Origin of the sequence: Pseudarthrobacter enclensis (assembly GCF_030811655.1) — a bacterium.
Taxonomy (GTDB): Bacteria; Actinomycetota; Actinomycetes; order Actinomycetales; family Micrococcaceae; genus Arthrobacter; species Arthrobacter enclensis_A.
The window spans coordinates 79,385-104,386 of record NZ_JAUSRE010000008.1 but is presented as its reverse complement, the minus strand read 5'-3'; the positions used below and the strand labels follow the sequence as shown (position 1 = coordinate 104,386).

Sequence of the window (25,002 nt, the reverse complement as noted above, 5' to 3'; positions counted from 1 at the left end):
GCCATGCCCACGGGAAGGAGACCGGGAATGCTCAGCGCAAACGCGCGGCGCGAGGAGATCTACCACCTTGCCGTGACCACCGGCCTTGCCTCCGTGGAGGAACTCTCCGCCAAATTCGAGGTGACCGCGTCCACCATCCGCCGCGACCTGGCGCTGCTGAACAACCAGGGCCGGCTGGCCCGCACCTACGGCGGGGCCATGGCCCTGGGCGCGCACCCGGAGGCCTCGCTGCGGCAGCGCACCGGCGAGGCGTTCGAGCAGAAGCAGGCGATCGCCCGCTGGGCGGCGTCGGTCATCCAGCCCGGGGAAAGCATCCTGCTCGACGCCGGCTCCACGGCAGGTGCCCTTGCCCACGAACTGCGCGGGTTTGGCCGGTTGTCCATTACGACGCCGGGCATCAACACCCTGCAGGAGCTGGCCGACTGCGAGGGCATCGAGGTGGACTGCCTGGGCGGCCGGCTGCGTGGCGTGTCCCAGAGTTTCGTCGGGCCGCTGGCCGAGGCCGCGCTGGAGCGGATGAGCTTCGACAGGGTGTTCCTGGGCGCCGATGCCGTCTCCGCCGAGGACGGCATCTGCGAAGCAGACCACGCGCAGACGCGCCTCAAGGAGCTCATGGCCCGCCGGGGCCGTTCCGTTTACGTTTTGGCGGACTCCTCCAAGCTCGGGCTCCGGCCCTTCCACGCCTGGGTCCAGTTGCCTTTACCGTGGACCCTGGTGACAGACGACGGCGCCGACCCCAGGCAGGTGCAGGCGTTCCAAAGCCGCGGGGTAACGGTGGAAATCGTCGCTGCTTCAGCACGCTGATCGAATCCAGCTAGGCCCCCGCCCGGTAACAACCTCCGGTCCCCACGGGCAAGCTCCCTGGCCCTTCCCGGTCCCCGCGCTGATAACGAATCCAGCCCGCCGCCATGGCGGTTTGTGCGCACCATGCCGCCTTCGCCTCCTCGTCATTCTGCGCGTAATGCGCATGAGTGGACCATTTCCCCCTCCTTGTCGAGCCAAATCCCGGCACTTGGCCCACATCATGCGCGAACTTAGCGAAAGTACTAGCGCGTTTCACGCACATGTGTCATGCTTACTTGTGACGCACCTCTCCCGCCGAGGCTCGGAGCTCCTCCAGCAACAGGCGCCTCCCCTACACCGCAGTAGAAGGAACAGCAATGTCCAACGTCATAACCCCCACGCCAGAGCAGCGAGCCAAGTGGGTCCGCCGCGCCATCATCGCCGGAGTCGTCGGCACCACCATCGAGTGGTACGACTTCGTCCTGTTCGGCACGGCGTCCGCACTCGTTTTCAACACCCTCTTCTTCCCGAAGATGGACCCGTTGATTGGCACCGCTGCCGCCCTCACCACAACGGCCATCGGCTACTTCTTCCGCCCGCTTGGAGGCTTCGTCTTCGGCGCGCTCGGCGACCGACTGGGACGGAAGAACGTCCTCGCCGCGACCCTCGTCCTCATGGGCACGTCCACGGCGCTCATCGGCTTGCTTCCCACCTACACCCAGGTAGGCATCTGGGCCCCGATCCTGATGCTCCTCCTCCGCATCCTGCAAGGGATCGGCGCGGGTGCGGAGTTCGGAGGTGCCCAGGTCATGGTGTCCGAGCATGCCAGCAAGAAGCGGCAGGGCCTCTTCACCAGCCTCCCCGGTGCGGGCCTGGCGCTGGGCATCATGCTCGGAACCTCTTTCTACTCCCTTCTGGATTCCATGCCCAAGGACCAATTCATGGCGTACGGGTGGCGGCTTCCCTTCCTCGCCAGCGTCATCGGCATCGCGGTGGGCCTCTTCATCCGGATGCGGGTCGTCGAGTCCCCGGAGTTCATGGCCGTCACGCGGACCCAGGAAAAGCCCAAGAGCCCCGTCAAGGAAGTCTTCGCCTCCCACACGCGCAACTGGTTTGTGGCCATGTTCGCCTGCTTCGCCGAGAATGCGACCACCAACCTCGTCAAGACCTTCGTCCTGGCCTACGCGGCAACCTTCCTCCACCTCGACAAGAGCGTCGGGCTCAACGGCCTCTTCGTCGCCTCCTTCGTAAGTCTTTTCACCTACCCGCTCTTCGGATGGCTGGGCGACCGCCTCGGCATCGGCCGCGTCTACATCGGCTCAGCGATTGCAGTCGCGCTGTTCATCTTCCCGATGTTCTGGATGATCGACACCAAGTCGGTCCCGGTCGTGATCATCGCCATCGTCATCATCTACGCGATCGCCGTGCGCGGCATGTCCGCGACGCAGGGCGCCTACCTGGCCAACCTGTTCCCGGCCCATATCCGCTTCACCGGCCTTGCCTCTTCCCGCGAAGTGGGCAGCGCGATCTCCGGAGGCATTGGCCCCGTCCTCGCCACCCTCCTGCTGGCCGCGACCAACTCGTACTGGCCTGTGGCCCTCTACATGATCAGCCAGGCGATCATCACCATCGTGGCCGTCTGGATCGGACCGAGCAAGCAATCCAAGACGCAGATCCAGGAAGACGAGCAGTCCCGCCACGCCATCGCGTAGGAACCCGCGGCCACTGTCACGGGCTGCCAGGCACAACGTACAAGCGCCCTCCTGACCCCGGAGCCCCACCGGCCCCTCGGTCAGGAGGGCTGCGCACTGTCCACTGATGAGTGGGCCATCTTGGGAAACCCCGCCAACGAAGGCCTGTCAGCTGGTCGAAGACTGCCGTTTCCGGCTGGGGCCCGGTGGGCACGCTGCTCCTACAGTGATTTCATCCATCAATGAAGCGGAGAAACCCATGCACGCCGTGCTCGAATACACCTACGCCGACAACTACCTCGAGTCCCGCGGACAATACCGCGCAGACCACCTCAAGGCGGGGTGGGAGGCAGTGGAACGCGGCGAGCTTCTGCTCGGCGGGGCTATTGGCGAAGGACCCTTCAAAGGCTTGCTGATCTTCGCCGGCGAGAACCCACTTGAGGCCGCCAAAGCCTTTGCAGCCGCAGACCCCTACGTCCTCAACGGTGTCGTCACGTCCTGGACCGCCAGCCTGTGGACCACGGTGCTCGGCAACGGGGCGGCCACACCGGTCCGTCCCTAACGCCACCGAACGGCAGTGCGTGGCCGTGCCTTTGTTGCCTGCAGTCTTCCCCGAAGGCCGCGCCTGCCCGGTCGGCCCAGGCAGAGCGGCCTTGGCTGCGGCCAACGCGTGGGTGCCGACGCCGTCGGCGATCCGTCCTCCCACCCGGATTTGGCACAGCTGGGCCACTACCTGGCGCGGACTGCCCCAACCGCAGGCGCGGGGTGGGTATCCCGTTCAGGCGCGCAACGCCGTCGGACTTTCCGGACGTCCCGCGCATCCCCCGCGACGCCTGCCTCAAGGCGGGGCACTTCGCTGCGGACCATCCGTACATAGCTCGTTCCCGGCGAGGACGTCCTGCTGTGGGTGTTTACGCTGGAGCTCCAGTGCGCGCGACGGCGGTGATGCGGTCGAGTATCGACTCCAGGTCGCCCGACGCCGGTACCGTGAGGCCCGCTTCGTCTGGTCCAAGGGGTTCCAGCGCACTCAACTGGGAACCGAGGAGCAACGGCGGCATGAAGTGCCCGGGGCGTTGATTCAGTCGCTGTTGCAGGAGTGGCAGCTCCACGTCGAGTTGCACGAAGGCCGTATCCGGGGCCTTTGCCCTGATCGCATCCCGGTAGGCGCGCTTCAGCGCCAAGCAGGCCACGATGATTCCCTTCGGATGGGCTGCCCCGAGCTCGTCGCCGACGAGTGCCAGCCAAGGCCAGCGGTCCTCGTCCGTCAACGGGATGCCGGCAGCCATCTTGTCGATGTTGGCTCTGGGATGCAGCGAGTCCGAATCAATGAAATCGGCCCCCAGGCGCCGCGCCAGCGCCGCACCCACGGTTGACTTTCCCGCCCCGCAGACGCCCATGACGACTATGACGGGTTTCATCAAAGCGCGCCCTGCTGCTCGGTTCCGGCGGGCATCGACGTCAGCCTGGTGACCTCCACCGGCTTCTGCAGGAGACCCTCAAGCGAGGCGTTGAGGCGTGCGACGGCGGCCTGTCCAACTCGGAGGTGCTGGCCCAGAAGGGGCAGCGTTTCTTCGACCAGGATTTCGACGGCGGCGGCTCGGCGAAGAACCAGCTGAAGGACCTCAACTTCATCGCCGAGGCTGCCGGGAATTCCGGCCTGAAACTGCCCGTGGCAGCCTGCCTGCAAAAGGCCTTTGAGAAGATGGTCGCGGCCGGCGACGGCGGCCTGGACCACACCGGGATCTACCGGACCATCAGGGGTTAGTCCCGGCTTGAGCGGAGCCGCCGGGGCACCCGGCGCCGCGCCTGGCGGAGCAGTCGCAGTATGAGGGACGAATGACTCTAGCTACGGACTTCTGGCCGTGTTGGACTCCACCCGGGGAACCTACACAGGATCGAGGATTCCATGGCCAGGTGGCTAGTCACAGGCGCCGTATCAGTGGGCGCCGGAACGTACTTTGGCTGGGACGGCTTCACCATCCAGTCGGGAAACCTCATTGTGATCATCGTGATGATCATTCTGTTCTTCCTGGCCCTTGTCCTCCCGTTCCCCGGCGGGAAGGGGCGGAAATGAGAGCCCAGGCCAAGCCGGCGGACGGGTTCCCGGAGCCGGACAGCGACGCGCACACGTGGACCGGCAAGACCCGCAAATGGTTGCTGCGGAAGCTTCCTCCGGACAAGCTCCTTCCCGGGGACCAGCCAAGCTATGTCATGTCCTGGGCCTATGTCTTCGGCATGGGGGCTGTAGCTTCGCTGGTCTGGATCATCATGTCGGGGGTCGTGCTGGGACTGAACGGGCCCCAGTGGTATCACGTTTCCTCACTTGGCCGCTTCGTCAACAGCAGCCACTTGTGGAGCGTGGAACTGTTCTTCATCTTCTTGGTGGTGCACCTCTGGCTGAAGTTCTGGATGGCGGCCTGGCGCGGTGGCCGCGTGCTGACGTGGATCACCGGCATGCTCTCGTTCGTCGTTTCCATCGTGGCGGCCTTCACCGGGTATCTTCTCCAAACGAACTTCGATTCCCAGTGGATTGCCTTCGAAGCCAAGGACGCACTGAACTCCGTGGGCGTAGGCGCCTGGTTCAACGTGGCCAACGTCGGACAGATCTTCGTGTGGCATGTCACCTTGCTGCCCTTGGCAGTGGGTGCCGTGGTGGTCCTGCACGTCCTCCTGGTCCGGGTTCACGGCGTCGTGCCACCGCTGGAAGCTGCGGTGGGCGACGCCCAGCTGCGCGACAACGGCACGGAGTCCAGCAATCCTCGCGAGCCCGGCCAGCCGGTGGCGTCCGCCGCCCCCAGGACGTCAGCTGACCCCAAGGACGCAGCGCTGTGACGGGCCAGGTCAGCAGCACCTCATGGCGGAAGAGGGACGACGTTGCCGGCAGGCCGTGGACCGGCCGTGTCCGCGAATATGACCTCCTCAAGGAACTCACCATCGGCGTTGTGGTGGTTGGCCTGCTGGTGCTCGGTGTATCGGCATTCTTCGGTGCGCCTGATGAGCCCAGCGTCAGCCTCAAATCGTGGGCCGCCGCCGCCCCGGCGGACTTCGTCGCGACGGCGGCAAAGGAACTGGCCCGAACGTCCGACACCGCCGTTTACGGGCCGCCGTACAACTCCACTCCGGACGCGTCGCAAAAGATTGGCCCGGTGGACCTCCAAAGCCTCTCGGGCGTCCGGCTTCCTGTTGATACTGCCCAGGACTTCGTCATTGGCCCGCTGGAGTCGCTCCCATCGCCCCCGGCCGCCCTGGCTGACTGGACAACCGCCACTGACCAGCAACGCTCGGACTGGGCATCCGCGTATTCCGCTGCCCTCGCCGCGGCCCCCGATAACGACCCCGCCAAGGTAGCGGACGGCTCCTACGGCCCGGTCCCCGCGCTCACCGGCGCATTAACGGACATGGCGCGGCAAGGAACCTTGGACGGCGTGCTCCAGGGCGGCGGGAACTTCTACAACATGGACTACACCCGCAGCCTTCTGTTCCTCGGAGATGGCGGTTACTTCCCGGATCTTGCGGCAAGCCAGCACCTCTCCGGGGACCAGTGGGGAGTCATGAACGAGACCGGCGACACCCCTGGGCAGTCCTGGCTTTGGCTCTTCTCGCTCCTCTACCAGGTGGAACCGTTCAAGTCCTCGCCGAGCGTCGACGCCCTGGCCGTGGTGACGATGCTCGTGCTGACCGCGCTGCTGACGCTGCTGCCGTTCATCCCCGGCCTGAGGTCGATTCCGAGGAAGCTGCCAGTCCATCGCCTCATCTGGAAGGACTACTACCGGAACCGCTGACCTCGCCGACAGTGGCCAACGCTACTCGGCGATGTCCTCCGCCCACAGGTCCGGCCTGTCTGCCTGGAAGGTGCGCATCATGTCCACGCAGCGCTGATCGTCCAGGACCACCACCTCAACCCCGCGTGACCGCAGCAGGTCCAGCTCGCCGTCGAACGTCCGTGCCTCCCCCACCACCACGCGGGGGATCTTGAACTGGATGATGGTTCCGGCGCACATGGCACACGGGGCCAGGGTGGTGTAGAGCGTGGTGTCCCGGTAACTCCGCTGGCGGCCGGCAGCGCGCAGCGCGGACATCTCCCCGTGCGCGATCGGATCGGCGTTCTGGACCCGTTCGTTGTGGCCGCTGGCGAAGACCACGCCGCCCCGGGCGACCGCAGCCCCGATGGGGATGCCGCCTTCGGTAAGGCTCTTTTGGGCGGCCTGATAGGCGGCTTCGAAAGCGGGGAGGTCGGTGCGGTCCAGTTCCGGCGCGGCGGATTCAGGCTGCTCGTGGGTCATGGCGCCATTGTTGCACGCGGCTGATTCTGCGCGGGCGCGCCGTCGTCCTCGTAGTGGGTGGCACGGGCAAGGTCGCGACCGGCGATGTAGCCGAACGTCAGGGCAGGGCCAAGGTTGATCCCGCCGGCCGGGTAGTGTCCGCCCATGACCGAGGCCTGGTCATTGCCGGCCACGTAGAGGCCCTGAATGGGGTGCCCGTCAGTATCCAGGACGCGCGCCCGGGCATCGGCCGCCAGCCCCGCAAAGGTTCCGAAGGATCCCGGGACGATTTTCACCGCGTAGAAGGGCCCTTTTTCCAGGGGGCGCAGCGAGGGATTGGGGGTGTTCCCGGGGTCACCGCCGTATTTGTTGAACTCGGTGGCGCCGCGTTTGAAGTCGGGGTCGATCCCCCTGCGTGCGTTGTCGTTGAAGTCCGCAACGGTCCTGGCCAGGGCGTGCGGGTCGATGCCGCAGGCCACGGCGAGTTCTTCGATGGTCTTGCCCTTCTTCAGGTATCCGCTGCGCAGGTACGGGAACAGCGGCACCGGCAGCGGCTTGGCCATGCCCAGCGGGTACTTGCGCACGAACGCGGCGTCGGCGATCTGCCAGGCTTCCGCGGGTTCGCCCTCGGGGGTGGCAGCCAGCAGGCCTTCCACGTAGTCGTAGTAACCGTTGGCTTCGTTGACGAACCGCTTGCCGTCCCGCCGCACCCCGATGCTGCCGGGCTTGGCCCGGTCCATGATATGCGGGAAGGTGCCGATGCGTCCGTTCCGGTACGGGACCAATGAAACCGGGCACCACGCGGCCGGGGACGCCAGCCCGGTCTCGAAGCGGGCGCCCACCTCCTGGGCCATGGTGATGCCGTCCCCCGTGGTTTCCTTGGGCGCCAGGGTCCAGTGCTCCCGGCCGGTCGGGGTTTTGGGGAAAAGGGCTTTGCGACGGGAAACGTCATTGGGAAAGCCCCCGGCGGCCAGGACGACGCCGCGGGAGGCAGTGATCCGGAGTCCGCCTTGCGGGGAACTTACGACGGCGCCCGTCACCTTCCCGGACTCATCGGACAGCAGGTGCCGGGCCGGGGTGGAGACGCGGATGTTCACGCCCAGGTCGTCCGCCGATTTGAGCAGCCGACCGGTGAGCGCGGTGCCGTTGACCAGCTGCATGTTGCGCCGGTGGGCAAGGAGGTCCAGGAGATGGAATCCCACCCGCCACGCGGCGTGGAAGATCCCCCGGATGTCCCCCTGCGAGGCGGAGAGGAATTTGGCCAGGTCAGGGCCCGCCATGATGCCCATGCCCAGGAACGAGGTTTCGTAGAGCTGGTGGCGCATCCTGGCCCGGAGCGCGGGCTTGATCCGGCGTGCGTTGATCGGTTTTGGACCCACGGAGCGGTGCCCGGTTCCGGCCCCCGGGGTGTCACCGTAAATGTCCTTGATCTTGGATCCCGGCACGAACTGCAGGCTGGTCTTGTTGTGGAAGAAACCCACCATGTGGGGAACGGCTTCAAGGAACGCGTCCACCCGGTCTTCCTGGTAGTTCCGGCCGAGGCGGTGGCGGAGATAGGTCCGGAACAGTTCACGGTCTTCGTTGACGCCGGCGGCTTTGGCCAGCGGGTTTCCGGGCGTCCAGGCCCAGCCGCCGGACCAGGAGGTGGCACCGCCGCAGACGGCGGCTTTCTCGACGACGACGACTTTCAGTCCGTGGTAGGCGGCGGTCACGGCGGCGGACAGGCCGCCCGCTCCGGAACCAATCACCAGGACGTCGCAGTCCAGGTCCGGGAGCCGGGAAGGAGTTTGTGAAGGGGACATCATGCCAAAGCTTTCTTAGTGGAAGTAGGTGTCGGAGTCGAGGCGCGGCGGCGCACCGGTTTCGAGGGCGTCGATGGCGGCGAGCTGCGGTTGCGTCAGGGTGAAATTGAAGACGTCCAGGTTTTCGCGCTGGCGTTCCCGGTGTGCCGACTTGGGGATGGCGACGCGGCCGTGCTGGACATGCCACCGCAGGACGATCTGGGCCGGTGTCTTCCCAAGCTCCGTGGCCGGGCCACTGATGGCCGGGTGGCTGAGGAAGGTGCCGTTGCGGCCCAGCGGGCTGTAGGCAGCGGTCAGGATCCCCTGCCCGGCGTGCCAGCCAAGCTGTGTGGGTTGGCCGTGTTCGGGGTCCACCTGTATCTGGTTCAGGGGTACCCGCAGCCCCGCGGCCTGCACGCGCTGCAGGTGGGCGGGCTTGAAGTTGGAGACACCCCATGCGCGGATGCACCCGTCATCCATCAGCTGCTGGAGTCCCTCGCAGGCTTCCACGAACCGTTCCTGGGCGGGGTTGGGCCAGTGGATCAGGAACAGGTCTAGGTAGTCCGTGCCGAGCCGCCGGGTTGAACCCGCAAACGCTTCCCGGACGCCGGTCCGGCTGTGCCACCGGGTGTTGAATTTGGTGGTGAGGAACAGCTGGCCCCGGTCAATCCCGCTGCGGCGGATTCCTTCACCCACGGCTTCCTCGTTGCCGTAGTTCTCGGCGGTGTCGATGTGCCGGTAGCCGTTGGCGATGGCCTGCGAAACGGCTGCGGACGCATCCTCACCCATCATCGGCCAGGTCCCCAGGCCGATGATCGGGATCTGCACGCCCTGTACCAGCTCGGTGGAGGTTCCGGCTGCGGTGGTGGTGCTCATTGCACACCCGCCTTCGTGGGCGTCCCTGATTCGCGCAGCGCGTCGGCTTTCGCCAGCACCGCATCCACGCCGGCCTTGAGCCGCCGCGCCCACCCCAGCTCACCCAGTTCAGCGGCGCGCCGGTCCGACGGCGCCTCCGCACTGACTGGAAGGCCAGCCGAAAGTGCCCCCACCACCCCGGCAAGATCAAACCCGCCCTCGCCCGGGACCTCCCGTTCCGACCGGGATTCGGTGATGAGCGCGTCCCGGCTGGCCGGCCGGGCCACCGGGCCGTCACACAGTTGAAGCAACGGCACAAGGGCTGCGTGGGCGCGCAGCGCATCCCACTGGCCCTCGGCGCCGGCACCCACGAAGCGGTTGAAGTGCAGCGTGTCCACCACGATGTTGCAGCCGGCGCGGCGGGCGAGATCGGCTGCCTGGGCAATGGAGGCAACCGGCTGGTACGAGATGGCCTCCAGCGTGGGGGTGATGCCAAAATCGCGGCCGTCCTCGGTCATGGTCGACAACGTGGTGAGCAGCCGCCCGGCGTCGGGGTCCCCTCCTGCCACAGTGATGGAGCTGGCGCCCAGTGCCTGGCCGGCTTCCATCATCCGCAGCCAGGCGTCGCGCTGGTCGCTGCCGTCCAGCAGCAGGAATTCGATGTCCCGTACGATGACTCCGGTGTCCTGCATGCGCGCCAGGGTCTCTTTCAGCATCGGCGAGCCCGGCTGCAGGTCATAGGGCCGTTCCGTGGGCGTTACCGGGCGGACCCGCACGCCAACGAAGTCGAATCCCGCCTGGGCGGCGATGCCAACGAGGTCCGGCGGCGCGGTGTTGAGCAGGGAGAGTTGGGCCAGCCCGACGGGCCGGGGCGGGGTGTGCGTCATCGGGGTGCTCCATTCAAGCTGTAGTCCGTGCTGTTCATCGAGTCCGTGATGTCCATTGAGCCGATGGCCAGGCGGGCGGCGATCCTTTGCGCTGCGTCGTAGCCGCTCTTGACCGCGTTGGAGGCGATGGCCGGCGTCTGGTCCACCACGGTTCCGGCCAGGGTCACGGGCACTCCGGCCATCAGGCTCAGTTCCGCGTCGCGGGCCTCGGCTGCGACGGAGCCGTCAAGCGGAACCACGGAGCGCGAGACCAGCAGCGGTCCCGGCGCGTCCAGCCATTCCCCCTCGGGCGGGCAACCCGGGCCGGACACCCGGACCCGTGTTCCGTCGTACTCCTCGATGACGGTGTCCAGCCGGATCCGGACCATGGGGTTGGCCTGGAGCCGGGGAACGGCCAGGATCTTGGCCCTGCGGCCGGATTCCGGGGCGATCCCGTCTTGCGGCCCGACCAGCAGGACCGCCGTTCCCCTGGCGGCCAGGGTGTCGGCAACGCTCATGGCAACGGAATCGGCGCCCCAGATTGTCACGGCCTCGGGCATGGCGGCGCGGTCCACCGGTTCGGCGAGCACTTCCGGATGGCCGGCCAGCCAGTCCCGGATGTCCAGGACGTCCGCGGAGTCTGCGCCAAGGAAGCCGGCGCCGGGCCGGAGACCACCGGTGGCAAGCACGACGGCGTCTGCCGCGGTCTCGCGGACCAGGGCGTCCAGGCGGGTGGTATCCACGTGCGATCCCAGCTTAAGGTCGATACCCAGCCGGGCGTTTTCTGCGGTCGACCAGTCGGTGAAGCGGTGGAAGTCGGGCGTGGACTTCATCCGCTCCGCGAAGGCGAACTGGCCGCCCGGCCGCCCGCCGTCGTCGAACACTGTCACTTTCGCCCCTGCTTCGGCGAGTTCCCGGGCGGCGGTGAGGCCGGCGGGGCCGGCGCCCACAACCGCCACGCGGGCGCCCTCGCGGACGGCCGGCGTCGGGACCGGGACGCGGGAGCGGCCCACGGCAGGGTTGACGGTGCAGGTCACCTGGCCGAGGCCGAGGTTGTCGATGCAGACGTTGCAGGCGATGCAGGGGCGGTAGCGGTCGCCGCGGAGGACACCGCCCACAAAGGCCGGGTCGGCGTGGATGGCACGGGCGAGGCTGACGAAATCGCAGGTCCCGGCGGCGAGGACTTCTTCGATGATGGCCGGTGAGTTGAGCCGGCCGGCCATCCCCAGGGGGATTCCGAACTGGCGGTAGGCCTGGGCGTAGCCGGCGAGGATGCCGGGCTTCCACTCCCCCGACTGGACGATCCACTCACCCGCTTCGTAGCTGCCGGCCGAGATGTCCAGGAAGTCCAGCTTGTCCAGGTGGGCCTTGGCGGTGATGGCCACCTGCCCTCCGGCGGAAATACCGTTGGCGGGTCCCTCCAGCACGGAGACCCGCATGCCCACGATGGTGTCCGGAACTGCGGCCCGGACCGCGTCGATGACCCTGTTCATGAAGTACTCGGGCGCGCCAAACCGGTCCGTGCGGTGGTTGGAGATGGGTGACATGAACTGGTGGATCAGGTAGCCGTGGGCGCCGTGGAGGTTGATGACGTCGAAGCCGGCCTGTACCGCGCGACGGGCAGCCTGGGCGTAGGCTTCGACGAGCCCTTCGCACTCGTCGCTGGTGAGCTCGCGCGGAACTTCGCCGCCTGCCACCTCGCACGGTACTGGCGACGGCGCCACGTTCTTGAACCCGGACACGGCGGCCTGCGCGGTGCGGCCGCCATGGTTGAGTTCGACGGCGGCCAGCGCGCCTTCCGCGTGCAGCGCGTCCGTGAGTTTCCGCAGGCCCGGGATCATGGCGTCAGTGTGCAGGCCCAGCTGGTGGGTGCGGCCCTTGCCGTCGGCACGGACATAGGTGGCTTCCGTGGTGACCATGCCCAGGCCGGCTTTGGCCCGGGTCACGAGGTAGTCGATGTACTGCTCGGTGATGCGCCCGTCCGTGGTGCCGTAGTTGCGTTCCATCGGAGCGGAGGCAAGCCGGTTGCGGAGGGTCTTGGGGGTGCGGCCGTTGCGGCCCAGAGTCAGGGGGCGGGCGGCGTAGCGCGTGTTCTGTTCCATTGCTCTTCCTTAGCCCCCAACCTGTGCCAGGGGTTGTGCGCTTTCAGACAGCGGGGTGAAGCGGACCGGGCTGCCTGTCCGGGATGATTCGTAGACCGCCAGCAGGATCCGCAGCGCCTTGGTGGCATCGCGGCCGGTAATGGTCGGTTCGCCGCCGTCGCCCAGGGCCCGGACAAAGTCGCGGACCTGGGTGGTGTGGTGCGGGATGAGCTGGCCGTTGATGGTCGCCAGGGGGACGTTGGGTTCAGCGTCCCCGGGGTGGGCCGGCTCGGTGCTGACCTTCCCGGATACCGCCCACAGGTCCACGCGGCCGTCGCTGCCTTCCGGGAACTCGGTCAGCGACGCGGAGGCACCCGTCTCCCCCGTGATGCGGACCTGCACGCCCAGGCTTGGGGACACCGCCGTCGACGCTTCCAGCGTGGCCATGGCGCCGGAGGTGAAGGTGATGACGGCCGTCGCCGAATCCTCCACCTCGATGTGCTCACCGTGTTTGTAGGTGTTGATCCTGCCGTACACCTCGGCAACATCGCCCATGAACCACTGCAGCAGGTCGATGTAATGGATGGCCTGGGTCATCAGGACCCCGCCGCCGTCGTTCGCCCAGGTCCCGCGCCAGGCGTCCCGGGAGTAGTACTCCGGGTCGCGGTGCAGCATCACCGAGCACTGGCCCAGGATGGGCCGGCCCAGGGTCCCGTCGTCGATTGCGGCGCGGATACGCTGGGCTGCCGGCCAGAACCGCCGCTGGAAGAGGACACCCAGCTTTACTCCCGCTTCATCGCAGGCCTGCACCATGCGCTCCGCCGACGCCAGTTCGACGGCGATCGGCTTCTCGCAGAGCACGTGCACTCCCGCTGCGGCCGCCTGCAGCACCACCTCTTCATGGGTGGGGTGCGGCGTGCAGACGGAGACGATATCCAGATCCAGTGCCAGGAGCGCATCCACGGTGCCGGCGGCGTGGCGAATCCCCCACTCCCGTGCCGTGGCCTCCGCACGGTGGGGGTCGATGTCGCAGACGCCAACGACCTCGACGCCGTCGAGGGAACGGAAAGCGGTCAGGTGGTTGTGGGAGATCGCTCCGCATCCTGCGATTCCAACGCGCAGCGGGCGGGGGGTGGCGGGTGAGGGGGTGGTCATCGGCGACTGCCATCTTTCTGGTCGGAGTGGGAGGCGGAGACTGCCCGGTGGAACGCGGCCAGCATGTGGTCCGGGTCCGCGGGGATGCCCGTGAAGAGTTCGAATGCGGCGGCGGCCTGCCCCACCACCATCCGTCCGCCGTCCAGGACCGCGCAGCCCTTCTCCCGGGCGGCCGTGACCAGCGCGGTCTCGAGCGGACGGTAGATGACGTCCGCCACCCAGAGCCCCGGGTGCAGCAGGTGGGGATCCACCGGGGTTCCGGGATGGCCGGTCATGCCGATGGGCGTGGTGTTGACCAGGCCGTCCGCGGTACGGATGGTTCCGGCGATGGCATCGGTGCGGGCAGCCACCACCTCGCTGTTGGGAAAGTGGGGCGCCAGCCGGGCGGCGAGGCTTTCGGCCCGGTCAGCTTCGATGTCCGCGATCACCAGGTGGCCGGCACCGGCGTTGAGGAGGGCGTAGGCCACGGCCGCCCCGGCACCCCCGGCGCCGACCTGCACGACGGAGTTGATGGGCGCCGAGTGGAGGCCGGCGCGAAAGCCGCCGATGAAGCCGGTGTGGTCCGTATTGTGGCCCACTGCCCTGCCGCCGTGAAAGGTGATGGTGTTCACGGCGCCGAGGATGCGGGCATCGGGCGAGAGCTCGTCCAGGCCGTCCTGCACCAGCTGCTTGCTCGGGTGGGTGACGTTGAGCCCGTCGTATCCGAGCTCCGCTGCGCTCCTGACCAGCTCCGCGGACCGTCCGGGCTGGCCGCCCAGGGCGTCCAGGTCGATGATGCGGTAGGTGTAGGCCACGCCCAGCCTGTCCGCTTCCGCTTCATGCAGGCCGGGGGTGAGTGAGCCGGCGATGCCGGAACCCAGCAGCCCCACGACGAACCGGTGGTGGACGTCGGGTGTGCGCGGCTGGAGCGGCTGCGGACCCGCCAGGGCTTGCAGCATCACGCCTGGACCTTGTCTGCTGCCAGGGCCGACGGCGCGTGGTGCCGGGCGCCGGCCGCTTTCAGTCCCAGCAGCGGCGTGGGAGTCCTGGCCGTCTCGGGCGCGGTGAGCGCCGCGATCGCGGAGACGGCGCAGGCTGCCGCGGCGAAGATGGCGACCGGAACCCAGTTGGCCTTGTCGCCGCCGATCAGCAGTTCGGAGATCACGGGGGCGAAGCCCGCCAGGAGGAGGCCGAACATCAGGCTCACGGCCATTCCGGAGTAGCGGACCTTCACCGGGAACTGCTCCGGGAAGTAGGCGGGGTAGATGGCGTTGGTTGCGGTGTAGGCAAGGCCGATCAGGACGATTCCGGTGAGGAAGATCAGGGGTACGTTTGCGGCGGTCAGCGCCGCGAAGAAGACGAAGATCATGGCCATCTGCAGCACCAGTCCGGACACGAAGACAGGCTTGCGGCCGACCCGGTCGGAAAGGATGCCCGCCAGCGGGCCGATGCCCACGGCGGCGAGGTTGGCCACGGCGATCACGGTCAGCATCAGCCCCTTTTCCACGCCGACGACGGAGGTGGCGTAGCTGAGGGCGAAGACGTTGATGATGGTGTTGATGATGGTGAACAGCGACATTGCGGTGACGCGGAGGACAGTTACCCAGTGGTGCCGGAAGAGCGTGACCAGCGGTACCTTGACCACTTCATCGTGGGCCTTGACTTCCTTGAACACCGCGGGCTCTTCGAGGAGCCTGCGGAGCACGAACGCGATCACGGTGACCACGGCGCTGGCCAGGAACGGGATGCGCCAGCCCCAGGCCAGGAGCTGGTCCTCGGGCATGGAGGCCACGGGGATGAAGACAAGGGTGGAGAGCACGATGCCGAACATGATCCCGCTCATGGTCCAGCTGGTGTAGAAGGCGCGTTTCCTGTCGGGGGCGTGCTCGAGGGTCAGGGAGCTTGAGCCCGGCGATTCGCCGCCGGCGGAGAGCCCCTGGAGGAGCCGCAGCGCCACGATGAGGACTGGCGCCGTCATGCCGATCTGGTTGTAGGTGGGCAGGCAGCCGATCAGGAAGGTGGAGGCTCCCATCAGCAGGAGCGTGAGCAGGAGGACCTTCTTGCGGCCGAACTTGTCGCCCAGGTGCCCGCAGATGACGGCGCCCAGCGGGCGGGCGACGTACGCTACACCGACCGTGGCGAAGGACATCAGCATGGCGGACGGGCCGGGCGCGAAGAAGAGCTTTCCGAAGATCAGGGCTGCGGCCGAGCCGAAAATGAAAAAGTCGTAGTATTCGAGCGCGCTGCCCACGAATCCGGAGACGGCTGCGATCTTGGCGTTGTTCTTTGGGTGTGCTGGCACCGATGTCGACACTGACATGGTCTTCCCTTCATGGACTGGAACCGTTATGCAGGCAGTGCTTGCGCTGCAACCGGGTGGCCGCATGGGGCGGCTTCTCCATCCAGTGTGGGTGCCGTCACTTAGTTAGTCCACGACTAAATTGATCTAGCACTATGCTGCGATCGAACTATATTCGGTCAGCTGGCGACAGGCGGGAAGACCTCCTCAACGACGTCGAGCACGGCCTTCAACACGGCCGAATCGTTGTCGGCGGACCAGGCAATCGCGTGGTTCATGTAGTGGTGCGGAGCGTCCAGCGGCACGTAGGTTGCGCCGGAAGGGATGATGCTCGAGATTCCGCTGCTCATCAGCGTGACCCCGACCCCTGCGGCCACGAACGTCAGCACCATGTAGGGGTCCGACAACTCCTGGACGATGCGCGGCCGGAACCCCGCCGCCATGCAGGACGCCAGCAGCACTTCCGTCATGGAGGACGAGCCGTCCGTGGGCGGCGAAATGAAGTCGTCGCCCGCCAGGCTCTGCAACGGTATTGACTTCTCCCGGGCCAACGGATGGTCCAGCGGAAGCACGGCCCCGATTTCTTCCCGGGCAACAAGCCGGGCCACTACTGAGGGATCCGGGGATTCGGCAACGCCGACGAAGGCCAAGTCAAGGGTTCCGTTGGCAACGCTTGCCAACCCGTCCCTGGTGCGCACCCTGCTGGTGAGGTCCAATTCAATGTCAGGGTGGCGCCGCCGCACTGCCCGCGTGAGCGGCGGCAGCGTCAAATGGTTCACGGCCCCGGAAAATCCAATCAGGATCTTTCCGCGGACACCCTCCACTTCAGCCAGGGCAGCCTCGCGCGCCAGGCGCATGTCCTGGAGCACGCGGTAGGCCCGCGGAAGGAGGGCGTGGCCGGCCGATGTGAGCGCGACGCTCCTGGTGTTCCGCTCGAAAAGGCGCGTGCCCAGGTCGTTCTCGAGCTTCCGAATCGTCTGGCTCAACGGCGACTGCGAGGTATGGAGGCGGAGAGCTGCGCGGCCGAAGTGGAGTTCTTCGGCAACCGCGACGAAGGCTTCAAGCCACCGGATTTCGGTCATTCACGCGCCCCTTGCTGGCAGCCCGCGTGCAGCTGGCCGCCCGGATCCATGGGAATGCATCAAGTGCACTGAGATTATAGTAACGGGGCAACTAGGTTGAATCAGCGCTCAATCGGGCCAGGACCTCGGCCCACCGGGAGGCACATGGAACTGCGGCAGATTGAGGCATTCCTGGCGGTCGCCGAAGAGCTTCACTTCGGCCGGGCGGCCAGCCGCCTGCGCATGGCACAGTCACCGCTGAGCCAGACCATCAAGAAGCTGGAAAAAAGCCTGGGTGCGGAGCTGTTCGAGCGCAATACCCGGGCCGTTTCGCTGACCACGGCAGGACTGTCGTTCCTGCCCCACGCCCGGAAGATCCTCGAGGAGCTGGACCTCGCCCGGCGGGCCGCCACCGCTGACACGGGGACGGTTTACGGCCGCCTGGCCATCGGGTTCTCCGGCGCGCTCAACCACACCACGTTGCCGCCGCTGACCCGCGCCCTGCGGCAGCGCTATCCCGGCCTGGACCTGACCCTCAGCGGCGGGCTGTTGACGCAGGACGCCCTGGGCCATCTGCACAATGGCTCGATGGACCTGGCCTTCATCGGCCTGCCGGTGGACGCGCCGTCCCTTGCCACCAGGCGCATCGCGGTGGAACCGCTGGGAGCCACGGTCCCGGTGGACCACCCGCTGGCCGGGCGGTCCACAATCGCGTTGCGCGAACTGGCCGCGGACGGCTTCGTCACCATGCCCGAGGCCCAGGGTTCGACGCTGCGTGAGGCCATCCTTTCCGCGTGCACCGCTGCAGGATTCCGCACACGCGTGGCGCAGGAAGTCTCGGATCCCTACACGGCGCTGTCCCTGGTGGCCGGCGGCGTCGGGGTAAGCCTCATGCCAGAGTCGGTCGCCGGGATCATGCCCGGCGGCACGGTGTTCATTCCGCTCTCGGACAATGCGCCGCGGCTGGAATCCGGCATTGCCTGGAATCCTGCCCTCGTCTCCCCTGCCCTTAGGCTGGCGCTGCAGGTGGCCGAGGAAGTCCTCCCCACGCCCCCGGCCTAGAGCTCGGGCCGGACCCCAGGGACTCTTCTCACGCAGGGCCCTCGACTATGCAATTCCGGCACATAGTCCTTGATCGAATAAGTATTGGACTTGTCTCAATCGGGTCCGCACCATGGAATCACCCGGACCGGCCCGATAAGCCGGCACACCTCCCAACTCAATGAAGAGGAACTTCCATGGCCACTTTTGCCGTCACCTACTCCTACGCGAACGGGACCGCCGCTGCCCGCGACACGCACCGTCCCAACCACGTGGAGTTCCTCCAGTCGCAGTTCGACGGCGGCCGGCTCCTCAAGAGCGGCCCCTTCGGCCCGGACGAGGCACCTGGCGCGTTGTTGGTCATTGAAGGTGAGTCCAAGGCCGATGTTGAGGCCCTGATGGACCAGGACCCGTTCTTCCGGAACAACCTGGTCGAAGAACGCAGCATCCGGCAGTGGAACATCTTCTTCGGCGCGGACGGGAAGTAGGGAAAGATGCTGACCGCACGCACCATCGCCAAGGAAACCATCCGCTACGAGGAAGTGGCTGAGCCCTCCCTGGAAGCAGGCCATGCCCTGGTCCGGGTCCACCATGTCGCCCTCTGCGGGACGGACCTGCACATCTGGGAGGACGACTACCCCACCGAGCTGCCCATCGTGCAGGGCCACGAATTCTCCGGCGTCGTTGAGGCCATCGGGGACAACAGCGCCAACATCAGCGTCGGCGACCGGGTGGCCGTCAGCCCCGTGACGTACTGCGGACAATGCCAGCCGTGCAGGCTGGGCCGGCCCAACGTCTGCCGCAGCATCGGCTGCATCGGCTGCTATTCCGACGGCGCCCTGGTGGAACTGCTCAGCGTCCCCGTGGAAAAGCTGTGCCCTGTTCCCGACGGGCTGCCGCTGGAGATCGCCGCGATGGGGGAACCGGCGTCGATCGCCATGCAGGCCGTGAACCGCGGCCGGGCAACGGCCGGGGAAACTGCGCTTGTGCTGGGCAGCGGACCCATCGGACTGCTTGCCACCCTGTACCTGTCCGACCTGGGAGTGCAGGTCATTGCCGCCGACACGGAACCGGACCGTTTGGAGCTCGCCACTGCCTTCGGTGCCGCCGAGACCCTCCTGGTGGATCCCTCCAAACCCTTTCCCGACGCCGGGCAAAGCGCGCGGCTGGATGCCCTGACGGACGGCAGCGGCCCCATCCTGGTCATCGAGGCCACGGGCGTGCCGTCCTCGCTCGAAAACGCCATCCGGCTCGTGGCCAGCGCCGGTCGTATTGTCCAGGTGGGCATCTCGCCGCGCGCTGTCACGCTTTCCATGAAAGACATCCCCTTCAAGGAACTCGACATTCTGGGCAGCCGCAACAGCCTGAACCTGATTCCCGACGGTTTGGCACTGCTGGCCCGGCACCCCGGCCAGGCACGGGCGCTCATGACGCACCGCTTTGGCTTCAGGGAGCTGCCGCAGGCCTATGCGCTGATGGGCAACCGAACCGAAAAGGTGGGCAAGATCGTCATCGACATGCCCGCTGCGGAGGCTGCCGGAGCGGCCGCCCCTGCCCGGGAAGCGGTCACGGCATGAACTCCGTGACCACTCCAGTGGAGAATCTGGCCGACTCCTACGACGTGGTGGTGGCGGGCAGCGGTGCCGCGGGCCTGGTCGCAGCGGTACGCGCCGCGGACGCCGGCCTCAGCGTCCTGGTGGTCGAAAAGGCCCCGCAACTGGGCGGCACCACGGCAGCCGGCGGCGGCGTGATGTGGGCACCGAACAACCATCTGGCCCGGAAGGCGGGGTTCGCTGACAGCCATTCCGGCGCCGTCGCCTACCTCACCGAGGCGGGCCGGCACGTGCTGACGGATCAGGAAATCGAATGGTATGTCAGCACGGCCCCGCGCGCCGTCGAATATCTGGTCAACAACACCAGGGTGTCCATGACCCCCATCGCCCGGCCGGATTACCACATGGAGTGGGCGGGGGCCACTGATGGTGGCAGGGGCCTGGACAATGATGCGTTCGATCCCGCGGGCTATCCCGGCCTGGCGGAGCTGATCCGGCCATCCTCGTACTTCCCGCTGCTGACCATGACCGAACGCGATGAACTGAACGGCCGGGCGGCCGACCCCGCGCTCCTGGCGCGCCGGGCCGCCGCCGGCGTGCGGACCATGGGCGGGGCGTTGGTGGGCAGGCTGCTCGCGAGCGCACTGGACCGCGGCGTGCACATCGCCGCTTCGGCGCCGGTCCAGGACCTGCTCCCGCTCGGCAACGGGCCCGACGGCGGGTCCCGCAACGGCTGGAAGGTGACCATCGGCGCGGCCGGAGGCAGCAGGACGATGGAAGCGGCCGCCGTCGTCCTTGCCTCCGGCGGCTTCGAATGGAACCCACGCCTGCGGAAGGCATTCCTGCCTTTCCCCGTCACCCCCATCAGCGCACCCTCCAACGAGGGCGACGGGCTGGAACTGGGCCTCAAGGCTGGTGCCGCCGTGGCGGACATGACCGCGGTCTGGGGCGTGCCGGTCATCAGCACCCCGGCGCACCGGTACGACGGCGTCCAGTCCGGACGGATGGGCAACGTGGAAATGACGCTGCCCGGGTCCATCACGGTCAACGCCGCAGGGAAGCGTTTCGTCAACGAGGCCCTGAACTACCATGACGCCTCCCGGTTGTTCGCGTCCATCGACCCGCAGACCCTGGGCCAGCAGAACAACCCGGCCTGGCTCGTCTTCGACTCCACCTACATGGCGAAGTACCCGGTGGCCGGCTCCACCCCCGGGAAACCTGCGGACTGGATGGTGCAGGCTGACACGCTCCGGGAACTGGCGGGAAAGACCGGCATCGATCCGGCCGGGCTGGAACAGACTGTCGCCAGGTTCAATACGGACGCAGCGGCGGGCGTTGATACCGAGTTCCACCGCGGCTCCACCCCGCAGGACCGCTTCCTGGGCGACGCCGGAGTGGCCCCCAACCCCTGCCTGTCACCACTCGCCACGGGACCGTTCTTTGCGGTGCCGGTGTCGGCCGGGACCCTGGGCACCTCCGGCGGCCTGGACACCGACCTCGACGGGCGGGTTCTGGACCGCCACCGCCAGCCGGTCCCCCGGCTCTACGCCGCCGGCAACGTCTCCGCCAGCGTCTTCCGCAACAACTACCCGGGCGGGGGCGCGACCCTCGGCTCGGCGATCACCCGGGCCTTCGCCGTCGGCGAGCACCTGGCGCAAGCCCTTGCACCGCTGGCGGCGGCTGCCGCGTCCGGCCCCGCCAGAAGCAGGAGCTCCGATGACCCTCGGAAATGAAACGGCCCAGCCCTCGCCCGTTTGGCCCTGCCGCTTCCAGGGCCAGGTGGTCCTGGTGACCGGGGCGGCCGGAGGCCTGGGGTCCGCAGCAAGCGACCGCCTCCGGGCCGAGGGGGCAACGGTGGTCAACACCGACGCACTTGGCACGGGCAGCGGCGAGGCGCCCGGAGCGTCCCTGCGCCTGGACGTCACGCAACGCCAGGAGTGGGATGCAGTACTGGCCGGGGTGCTGACGCAGTACGGCCGCATCGACGGGGCGCTCTTCGCCCACGGAGTGCAGGGCCCTGAAACCGCGGTGCAGGACATGCCGTTTGCGGGTTGGTCGCGGACGTTCGCCATCAACCTGGACGGGTGCTTCCACGGCCTTGCCGCGCTGCTGCCCGTCATGCGGGCCGCGGGGTACGGCCGCATCGCCGTGCTGGCTTCCATCGCCGCGCGTGAGGGCAACGCCAACATGGCTGCGTATTCGGCGTCCAAGGCGGCCGTGGTGGCGCTGGTGAAGACGGCTGCCAAGGAGGCCGCACCGGACGGGGTGACGGTGAATTCGGTGGCGCCGTCGATGTTCCGGACTCGCCTCCTGGAGGACCTTTCGCCGGAGCGCAACACCGAGCTTCTCGCCAGGGTGCCGATGGGCAGGGCGGGTGAACCGGCGGAGTTCGCGTCGCTTGCCGCCTGGCTGCTGTCTCCGGAGGCGAGTTACACCACCGGGCAGGTGCTGGACCTCAGCGGCGGGCGGAACACGGCGTAGCCTTCGGCGGACAACAAAGGCCACGGCTGCTTCCCAGCCGTGGCCTTTCCAGGAGGAAAACGAGGACCGCTCAGTCTTGGAGCTTGCTGGCCATCACTTCGAATTCCTCCACAGCGACGATCTGGGTCCTGTCGGCCTGGCTGCTCTCCTCCCGGATCCTGGTGGCCGCCTGCCGGCTTGCCAGCATCGCGTCCTCCGTATCCCAGAGTGTGATGGAGAGGGCGTTGTCCGTCTCCGTTCCGTTCAGGTAGTAGACGCCTTTGCATCCCGGAAGCTGGAGAACGCTGTTGACGACGTCGTCAGTGGGGTTATCCCTGCGGGTATCGGGGCCGGTCTTGTAGGTGCTGATCCTGGCGAACATGGTCTTCCTCCCTGACGGTGTGGACGGAGCGGAAGAAGTCCGGCTCCTCCCACTAGTCAGGGCCTAGCACGCTGTGGCCCACAAGGGTCGAAAGTCAGGCCTTATTTGAGGACTCGGCGATCCGTTTGATCGCGGCGAGCGTCTTCGGGATGCCGTCCAAAGCCTGCTGGGTGCGCTCGGCGATTTGGACGTCAGCGTCAGCACGGTACTTGTCCTTGAACATGGCTATCCCCTCCGGCAGGAATTCCCAAGACTCGGTCAGCGTCGTCCCGGCGTCTGCCGGGGTCAGGGTGAAGCCCCAACGGACAAAGCGGCCACCCACCACCCAGGCGAACTCGCGGCCGCGCTCGGCAGCCACCACCTGCGACCGGGTCTCCCACGTCCGCCCCGGGATCTCGTTGCGGCCGGTGAACCAGGCGCCGGCCTGACCCGCGCTTGCCTGGTCGTCCCACCAGCACGACGTACAGACCGGGCTCCACTCACCGGTACGGGTGATGTCGGAGACCAGGTCGTAGAGCGTTTCGGCTGAGGCCTGGACGGTGACGGATTCCTGGTGTTGGCGGGTGTTTGTCTTCATCGATCCATCCTCTACGAACGTCATTTCTTCTGCCGCCGGCTGCCGCCGTGCCAGTCCTCCTGCTGACCGACAGTACCGGCATCGACGCCGAAGGCAGCAAGCTGCGGCTGCTCGCGCAGGCTTCGCTTGAGTTCGGCAAAACCGGGGAAGCGTGCCAGCCCCACCACGTGGTCCCACAGCTCGGCGGCCGACTCGTCGTCCGGCTGCCGGCTGATGACCGGACCGAAGAAGGCCACCCCGGCGGGCGGTTCAAAGTGGATGATGGGCGTGCCCACGTCCTTGCCCGTCAGCTCCAGCGCTTCATCCGTCTCCTGGCGGATCTCGCTGTCCCAGGAGTCGTCGTCGAGAGCGTCCGCCAGTGCCAGGGGCAAGTCTGCTTGGGCGAGGATCGGTTCCACGAACTCACGTGTCCCCCGCCGCTCACGGATTTCGCCCTCGGTGCGCTGTTCGGCCGGGTCCGGTGCGGTGTCAAAGATGTGCGAGCCGAACGCCTGGTACAGCCGGGCGATCGACTCGCGGCCGTGCTCCGCACGTGCCCGGGCCGCCACCCGCAGGAGCCGGAGCCCGGCGGTGTGCCCGGCCTCGTACTCCGGCGGGAAGTGCGCATCGTAGTCAACATTGGAGTTGATCAGACGCAATGAGATGAACCGCCAATCCACGGTGTAGTCGCGCTGGGCCTGCACCTGCCGCACCCATTTGCTGGTCATCCAGGCGAAGGGGCAGACCGGGTCAAAGTAGAAGTTGATGTCGGCATCCATCCGACCACCCTTGCACCTGATAGTGACCTGCGTCTATTCGACGCACTCAGACCTCTTTCACGCGGCCGAACGCGAAAGCTCAGCAAAAACTGGGCCAAGCCTGGGACACCGGCGTGCGTCAGAACTATACGATTTCCTGGGCGTCCGGGACCACGAACGCCGCGCGAACAAATATGGGGGAAGCAATGCCGGAACTCGGCCGCATCTACTGGACCAGGCAGGGCCTGCGTTTGGCGTACTCAGTGGTGATGATTTGGCTGGCTGTCGCGGTGATGACGGCTCTCACGGCAAAGGCACCACCGGTTTCCGGAGCGGGGCCATCCGTCGCGGGTGAGGTGTTGCGCGGCATGTTCGACCGCGCCGTCTCCGCAGCTGCGCTCCCCCTTGTGGTTGCAGCAGTGCTGGGCATCGCCGCAGCCGTGATCACCAGGCAGGATGTGCGACGCCGCGACCCGGTGCGCCGCTTCACCCGCCAGCAGCGCCGCGAAGGGATGGCCCGCGCTGGAGGCACGTGCGAGTTGGAAGCCGGTTTCGGGCGCCGCTGTGGCCGCCCGGCCGAGCATGGCGACCACTTCTACCCGTGGTCCAAGGGCGGCTCCACCAGCCTGCAGAACTTCGTCGCGGCCTGTGCCAGGTGCAACCGCGCCAAGCGTGCCAGGATCCCGTCACCGGGCCAGCAGCAACGGATGGAACGACGACGGCGTGAGTACCTGCCGCCGTCGTCCTCAGTCAGCGTGGGCGAACGGCAGCCGCTCCGCTAAGGCCGGCGGGCTGGCCGGCAGCGGGGTTGTCGAGCCAGTCGCGGACCTGGACGTCCACGCCCGGCACGGGATGTTCGGCGGCGTAGCGCGCCTGCTCGGCGGACAGCGTGACGCCGGTGACGCGGGCCCCGCGCGTCACCGTAGTGATCCGCCACCGCCGCGGCGTCCTGGGAGATATCGGGGACGATCACGCCCTGGCCCTACAACGGCGCTCCAGCGCGAAGGAAGGGGAAGGCCGACGGCGGCACTTGCCTCCCGCCGTCGGCCTTCCTCCCCGCAGGTATCAGACGAGAGGAGTAAGGGGAGTTACGGAGAAGGGTACGGCCAGCAGGGGCTGCACCCCGTTCACGAATTCCTTTACGTGGACTTCTTCGTTGTGGGCCTCGAGGTCTGTGTGGCGCACCCATCCCTCAATGAGGACGAACGTACCTGGCCTTTGATCGTCAGAGAAGACGGTGTATTCCAGGCATCCGGTGTCTTTTCGGCTCAAAGACTGCAGTCCAAGGAGTGCTTCATGAAGCGTTGCCTCGTGTCCTGCTTTTGCGGTGAACACGGGCATTAACCAGACTTGAGTTCCTTCTTGGCCGGCTGTTGTATGTGGCAATTCTTCATCCTCGGGTTCTCGGTACCTGCGGGAGGGGCGGACTGGTCGCCGCC

Annotated in this window: 28 protein-coding genes; 13 read left to right on the top strand and 15 right to left on the bottom strand. The window is 67.2% G+C overall.

All coding sequences use genetic code 11. The features are described 5' to 3' along the window. The first annotated feature begins 27 nt into the window (after nucleotides 1–27). From J2X98_RS09550 to J2X98_RS09540, 3 genes are all read left to right on the top strand, one after another. On the top strand, nucleotides 28–804 hold the full coding sequence (locus J2X98_RS09550; protein ID WP_141942981.1) for a DeoR/GlpR family DNA-binding transcription regulator: 777 nt from the start codon (nucleotides 28–30) through the stop codon (nucleotides 802–804). 356 nt (nucleotides 805–1,160) lie between these two features. Further along, nucleotides 1,161–2,495: an MFS transporter gene (locus J2X98_RS09545; RefSeq protein WP_307307114.1), complete on the top strand. Its 1,335-nt coding sequence runs from the start codon at nucleotides 1,161–1,163 to the stop codon at nucleotides 2,493–2,495. 238 nt (nucleotides 2,496–2,733) lie between these two features. After that, a complete protein-coding gene (locus J2X98_RS09540; protein WP_307307355.1) occupies nucleotides 2,734–3,036 on the top strand; it encodes a YciI-like protein in 303 nt (100 codons plus the stop codon). A gap of 349 nt (nucleotides 3,037–3,385) precedes the next feature. On the opposite strand, the gene J2X98_RS09535 is transcribed toward J2X98_RS09540, so the two are convergent. After that, entirely contained in the window at nucleotides 3,386–3,892 is a 507-nt protein-coding gene (locus tag J2X98_RS09535; RefSeq protein ID WP_307307112.1) for a gluconokinase, read from the bottom strand. 125 nt (nucleotides 3,893–4,017) lie between these two features. Between J2X98_RS09535 and J2X98_RS09530 the strand changes: the two genes are divergently transcribed. The 4 genes from J2X98_RS09530 (at nucleotide 4,018) to J2X98_RS09515 (ending at nucleotide 6,256) form a co-directional block, all read left to right on the top strand. Next, complete coding sequence (locus J2X98_RS09530) at nucleotides 4,018–4,239, top strand: NAD-binding protein (RefSeq protein WP_307307109.1); 222 nt, start codon at nucleotides 4,018–4,020, stop codon at nucleotides 4,237–4,239. Between the two features lie 141 nt (nucleotides 4,240–4,380). Next, nucleotides 4,381–4,548, top strand: coding sequence for a hypothetical protein (locus J2X98_RS09525; protein ID WP_160147570.1), 168 nt, complete (start codon nucleotides 4,381–4,383; stop codon nucleotides 4,546–4,548). Beyond that, on the top strand, nucleotides 4,545–5,306 hold the full coding sequence (locus J2X98_RS09520) for a cytochrome b N-terminal domain-containing protein (RefSeq protein ID WP_307307106.1): 762 nt from the start codon (nucleotides 4,545–4,547) through the stop codon (nucleotides 5,304–5,306). Before J2X98_RS09525 ends, J2X98_RS09520 begins: the two co-directional genes overlap by 4 nt. Then, nucleotides 5,303–6,256, top strand: a complete 954-nt coding sequence (locus J2X98_RS09515) for a hypothetical protein (RefSeq protein ID WP_307307103.1) — start codon at nucleotides 5,303–5,305, stop codon at nucleotides 6,254–6,256. The genes J2X98_RS09520 and J2X98_RS09515 overlap by 4 nt, the downstream gene beginning before the upstream one ends. 21 nt (nucleotides 6,257–6,277) lie before the next feature. Here J2X98_RS09515 and J2X98_RS09510 read toward each other — a convergent pair whose 3' ends face one another. From J2X98_RS09510 to J2X98_RS09470, 9 genes are all read right to left on the bottom strand, one after another. Continuing rightward, nucleotides 6,278–6,757: a nucleoside deaminase gene (locus J2X98_RS09510; RefSeq protein ID WP_307307100.1), complete on the bottom strand. Its 480-nt coding sequence runs from the start codon at nucleotides 6,755–6,757 to the stop codon at nucleotides 6,278–6,280. Then, nucleotides 6,754–8,541, bottom strand: a complete 1,788-nt coding sequence (locus J2X98_RS09505; protein ID WP_307307097.1) for an FAD-dependent oxidoreductase — start codon at nucleotides 8,539–8,541, stop codon at nucleotides 6,754–6,756. Before J2X98_RS09505 ends, J2X98_RS09510 begins: the two co-directional genes overlap by 4 nt. Before the next feature lie 12 nt (nucleotides 8,542–8,553). Beyond that, on the bottom strand, nucleotides 8,554–9,393 hold the full coding sequence (locus J2X98_RS09500) for an aldo/keto reductase (protein WP_307307093.1): 840 nt from the start codon (nucleotides 9,391–9,393) through the stop codon (nucleotides 8,554–8,556). Beyond that, entirely contained in the window at nucleotides 9,390–10,259 is an 870-nt protein-coding gene (locus J2X98_RS09495; RefSeq protein WP_307307090.1) for a TIM barrel protein, read from the bottom strand. Before J2X98_RS09495 ends, J2X98_RS09500 begins: the two co-directional genes overlap by 4 nt. Then, nucleotides 10,256–12,340: an FAD-dependent oxidoreductase gene (locus J2X98_RS09490; protein ID WP_307307086.1), complete on the bottom strand. Its 2,085-nt coding sequence runs from the start codon at nucleotides 12,338–12,340 to the stop codon at nucleotides 10,256–10,258. Before J2X98_RS09490 ends, J2X98_RS09495 begins: the two co-directional genes overlap by 4 nt. A 9-nt stretch (nucleotides 12,341–12,349) precedes the next feature. Continuing rightward, nucleotides 12,350–13,474: a Gfo/Idh/MocA family protein gene (locus J2X98_RS09485; protein WP_307307084.1), complete on the bottom strand. Its 1,125-nt coding sequence runs from the start codon at nucleotides 13,472–13,474 to the stop codon at nucleotides 12,350–12,352. Next, on the bottom strand, nucleotides 13,471–14,412 hold the full coding sequence (locus J2X98_RS09480; protein WP_307307350.1) for a shikimate dehydrogenase: 942 nt from the start codon (nucleotides 14,410–14,412) through the stop codon (nucleotides 13,471–13,473). The genes J2X98_RS09485 and J2X98_RS09480 overlap by 4 nt, the downstream gene beginning before the upstream one ends. Then, nucleotides 14,412–15,773: an MFS transporter gene (locus J2X98_RS09475; RefSeq protein WP_307307081.1), complete on the bottom strand. Its 1,362-nt coding sequence runs from the start codon at nucleotides 15,771–15,773 to the stop codon at nucleotides 14,412–14,414. Before J2X98_RS09475 ends, J2X98_RS09480 begins: the two co-directional genes overlap by 1 nt. 158 nt (nucleotides 15,774–15,931) lie before the next feature. Beyond that, a complete protein-coding gene (locus J2X98_RS09470; protein ID WP_307307077.1) occupies nucleotides 15,932–16,834 on the bottom strand; it encodes a LysR substrate-binding domain-containing protein in 903 nt (300 codons plus the stop codon). Between the two features lie 144 nt (nucleotides 16,835–16,978). On the opposite strand from J2X98_RS09470, the gene J2X98_RS09465 reads away from it, so the two are divergent. The 5 genes from J2X98_RS09465 to J2X98_RS09445 all read left to right on the top strand — a co-directional run bounded on the left by J2X98_RS09465 (nucleotide 16,979) and on the right by J2X98_RS09445 (nucleotide 21,888). Then, nucleotides 16,979–17,875 carry a LysR family transcriptional regulator gene (locus J2X98_RS09465; RefSeq protein ID WP_307307074.1) on the top strand — a complete coding sequence of 299 codons (897 nt, stop codon included), beginning with the start codon at nucleotides 16,979–16,981 and terminating at the stop codon, nucleotides 17,873–17,875. 176 nt (nucleotides 17,876–18,051) lie between these two features. Next, a complete protein-coding gene (locus J2X98_RS09460; protein WP_307307072.1) occupies nucleotides 18,052–18,342 on the top strand; it encodes a YciI family protein in 291 nt (96 codons plus the stop codon). Between the two features lie 6 nt (nucleotides 18,343–18,348). Next, nucleotides 18,349–19,431: an alcohol dehydrogenase catalytic domain-containing protein gene (locus J2X98_RS09455; RefSeq protein WP_307307069.1), complete on the top strand. Its 1,083-nt coding sequence runs from the start codon at nucleotides 18,349–18,351 to the stop codon at nucleotides 19,429–19,431. After that, on the top strand, nucleotides 19,428–21,140 hold the full coding sequence (locus tag J2X98_RS09450) for an FAD-dependent oxidoreductase (RefSeq protein ID WP_307307066.1): 1,713 nt from the start codon (nucleotides 19,428–19,430) through the stop codon (nucleotides 21,138–21,140). The genes J2X98_RS09455 and J2X98_RS09450 overlap by 4 nt, the downstream gene beginning before the upstream one ends. Beyond that, entirely contained in the window at nucleotides 21,124–21,888 is a 765-nt protein-coding gene (locus J2X98_RS09445) for an SDR family oxidoreductase (RefSeq protein WP_307307063.1), read from the top strand. The genes J2X98_RS09450 and J2X98_RS09445 overlap by 17 nt, the downstream gene beginning before the upstream one ends. A 70-nt stretch (nucleotides 21,889–21,958) precedes the next feature. Here the strand turns inward: J2X98_RS09445 and J2X98_RS09440 are convergent, their stop codons facing one another. From J2X98_RS09440 to J2X98_RS09430, 3 genes are all read right to left on the bottom strand, one after another. Beyond that, on the bottom strand, nucleotides 21,959–22,249 hold the full coding sequence (locus J2X98_RS09440; protein ID WP_141943027.1) for a hypothetical protein: 291 nt from the start codon (nucleotides 22,247–22,249) through the stop codon (nucleotides 21,959–21,961). A 94-nt stretch (nucleotides 22,250–22,343) separates the two neighbouring features. Next, nucleotides 22,344–22,826 (bottom strand): SRPBCC family protein, encoded by a 483-nt coding sequence (locus tag J2X98_RS09435; RefSeq protein WP_307307059.1) that lies wholly within the window; start codon nucleotides 22,824–22,826, stop codon nucleotides 22,344–22,346. A gap of 20 nt (nucleotides 22,827–22,846) precedes the next feature. Continuing rightward, complete coding sequence (locus J2X98_RS09430) at nucleotides 22,847–23,584, bottom strand: DsbA family protein (RefSeq protein ID WP_307307055.1); 738 nt, start codon at nucleotides 23,582–23,584, stop codon at nucleotides 22,847–22,849. 185 nt (nucleotides 23,585–23,769) lie between these two features. On the opposite strand from J2X98_RS09430, the gene J2X98_RS09425 reads away from it, so the two are divergent. Next, entirely contained in the window at nucleotides 23,770–24,345 is a 576-nt protein-coding gene (locus J2X98_RS09425; protein WP_307307052.1) for an HNH endonuclease, read from the top strand. Here the strand turns inward: J2X98_RS09425 and J2X98_RS09420 are convergent. Continuing rightward, entirely contained in the window at nucleotides 24,314–24,484 is a 171-nt protein-coding gene (locus tag J2X98_RS09420) for a hypothetical protein (protein ID WP_307307050.1), read from the bottom strand. The two genes, J2X98_RS09425 and J2X98_RS09420, sit on opposite strands and share 32 nt — an antisense overlap. Before the next feature lie 144 nt (nucleotides 24,485–24,628). Next, nucleotides 24,629–24,904: a putative quinol monooxygenase gene (locus tag J2X98_RS09415; RefSeq protein WP_307307047.1), complete on the bottom strand. Its 276-nt coding sequence runs from the start codon at nucleotides 24,902–24,904 to the stop codon at nucleotides 24,629–24,631. Nucleotides 24,905–25,002 lie beyond the last annotated feature (98 nt).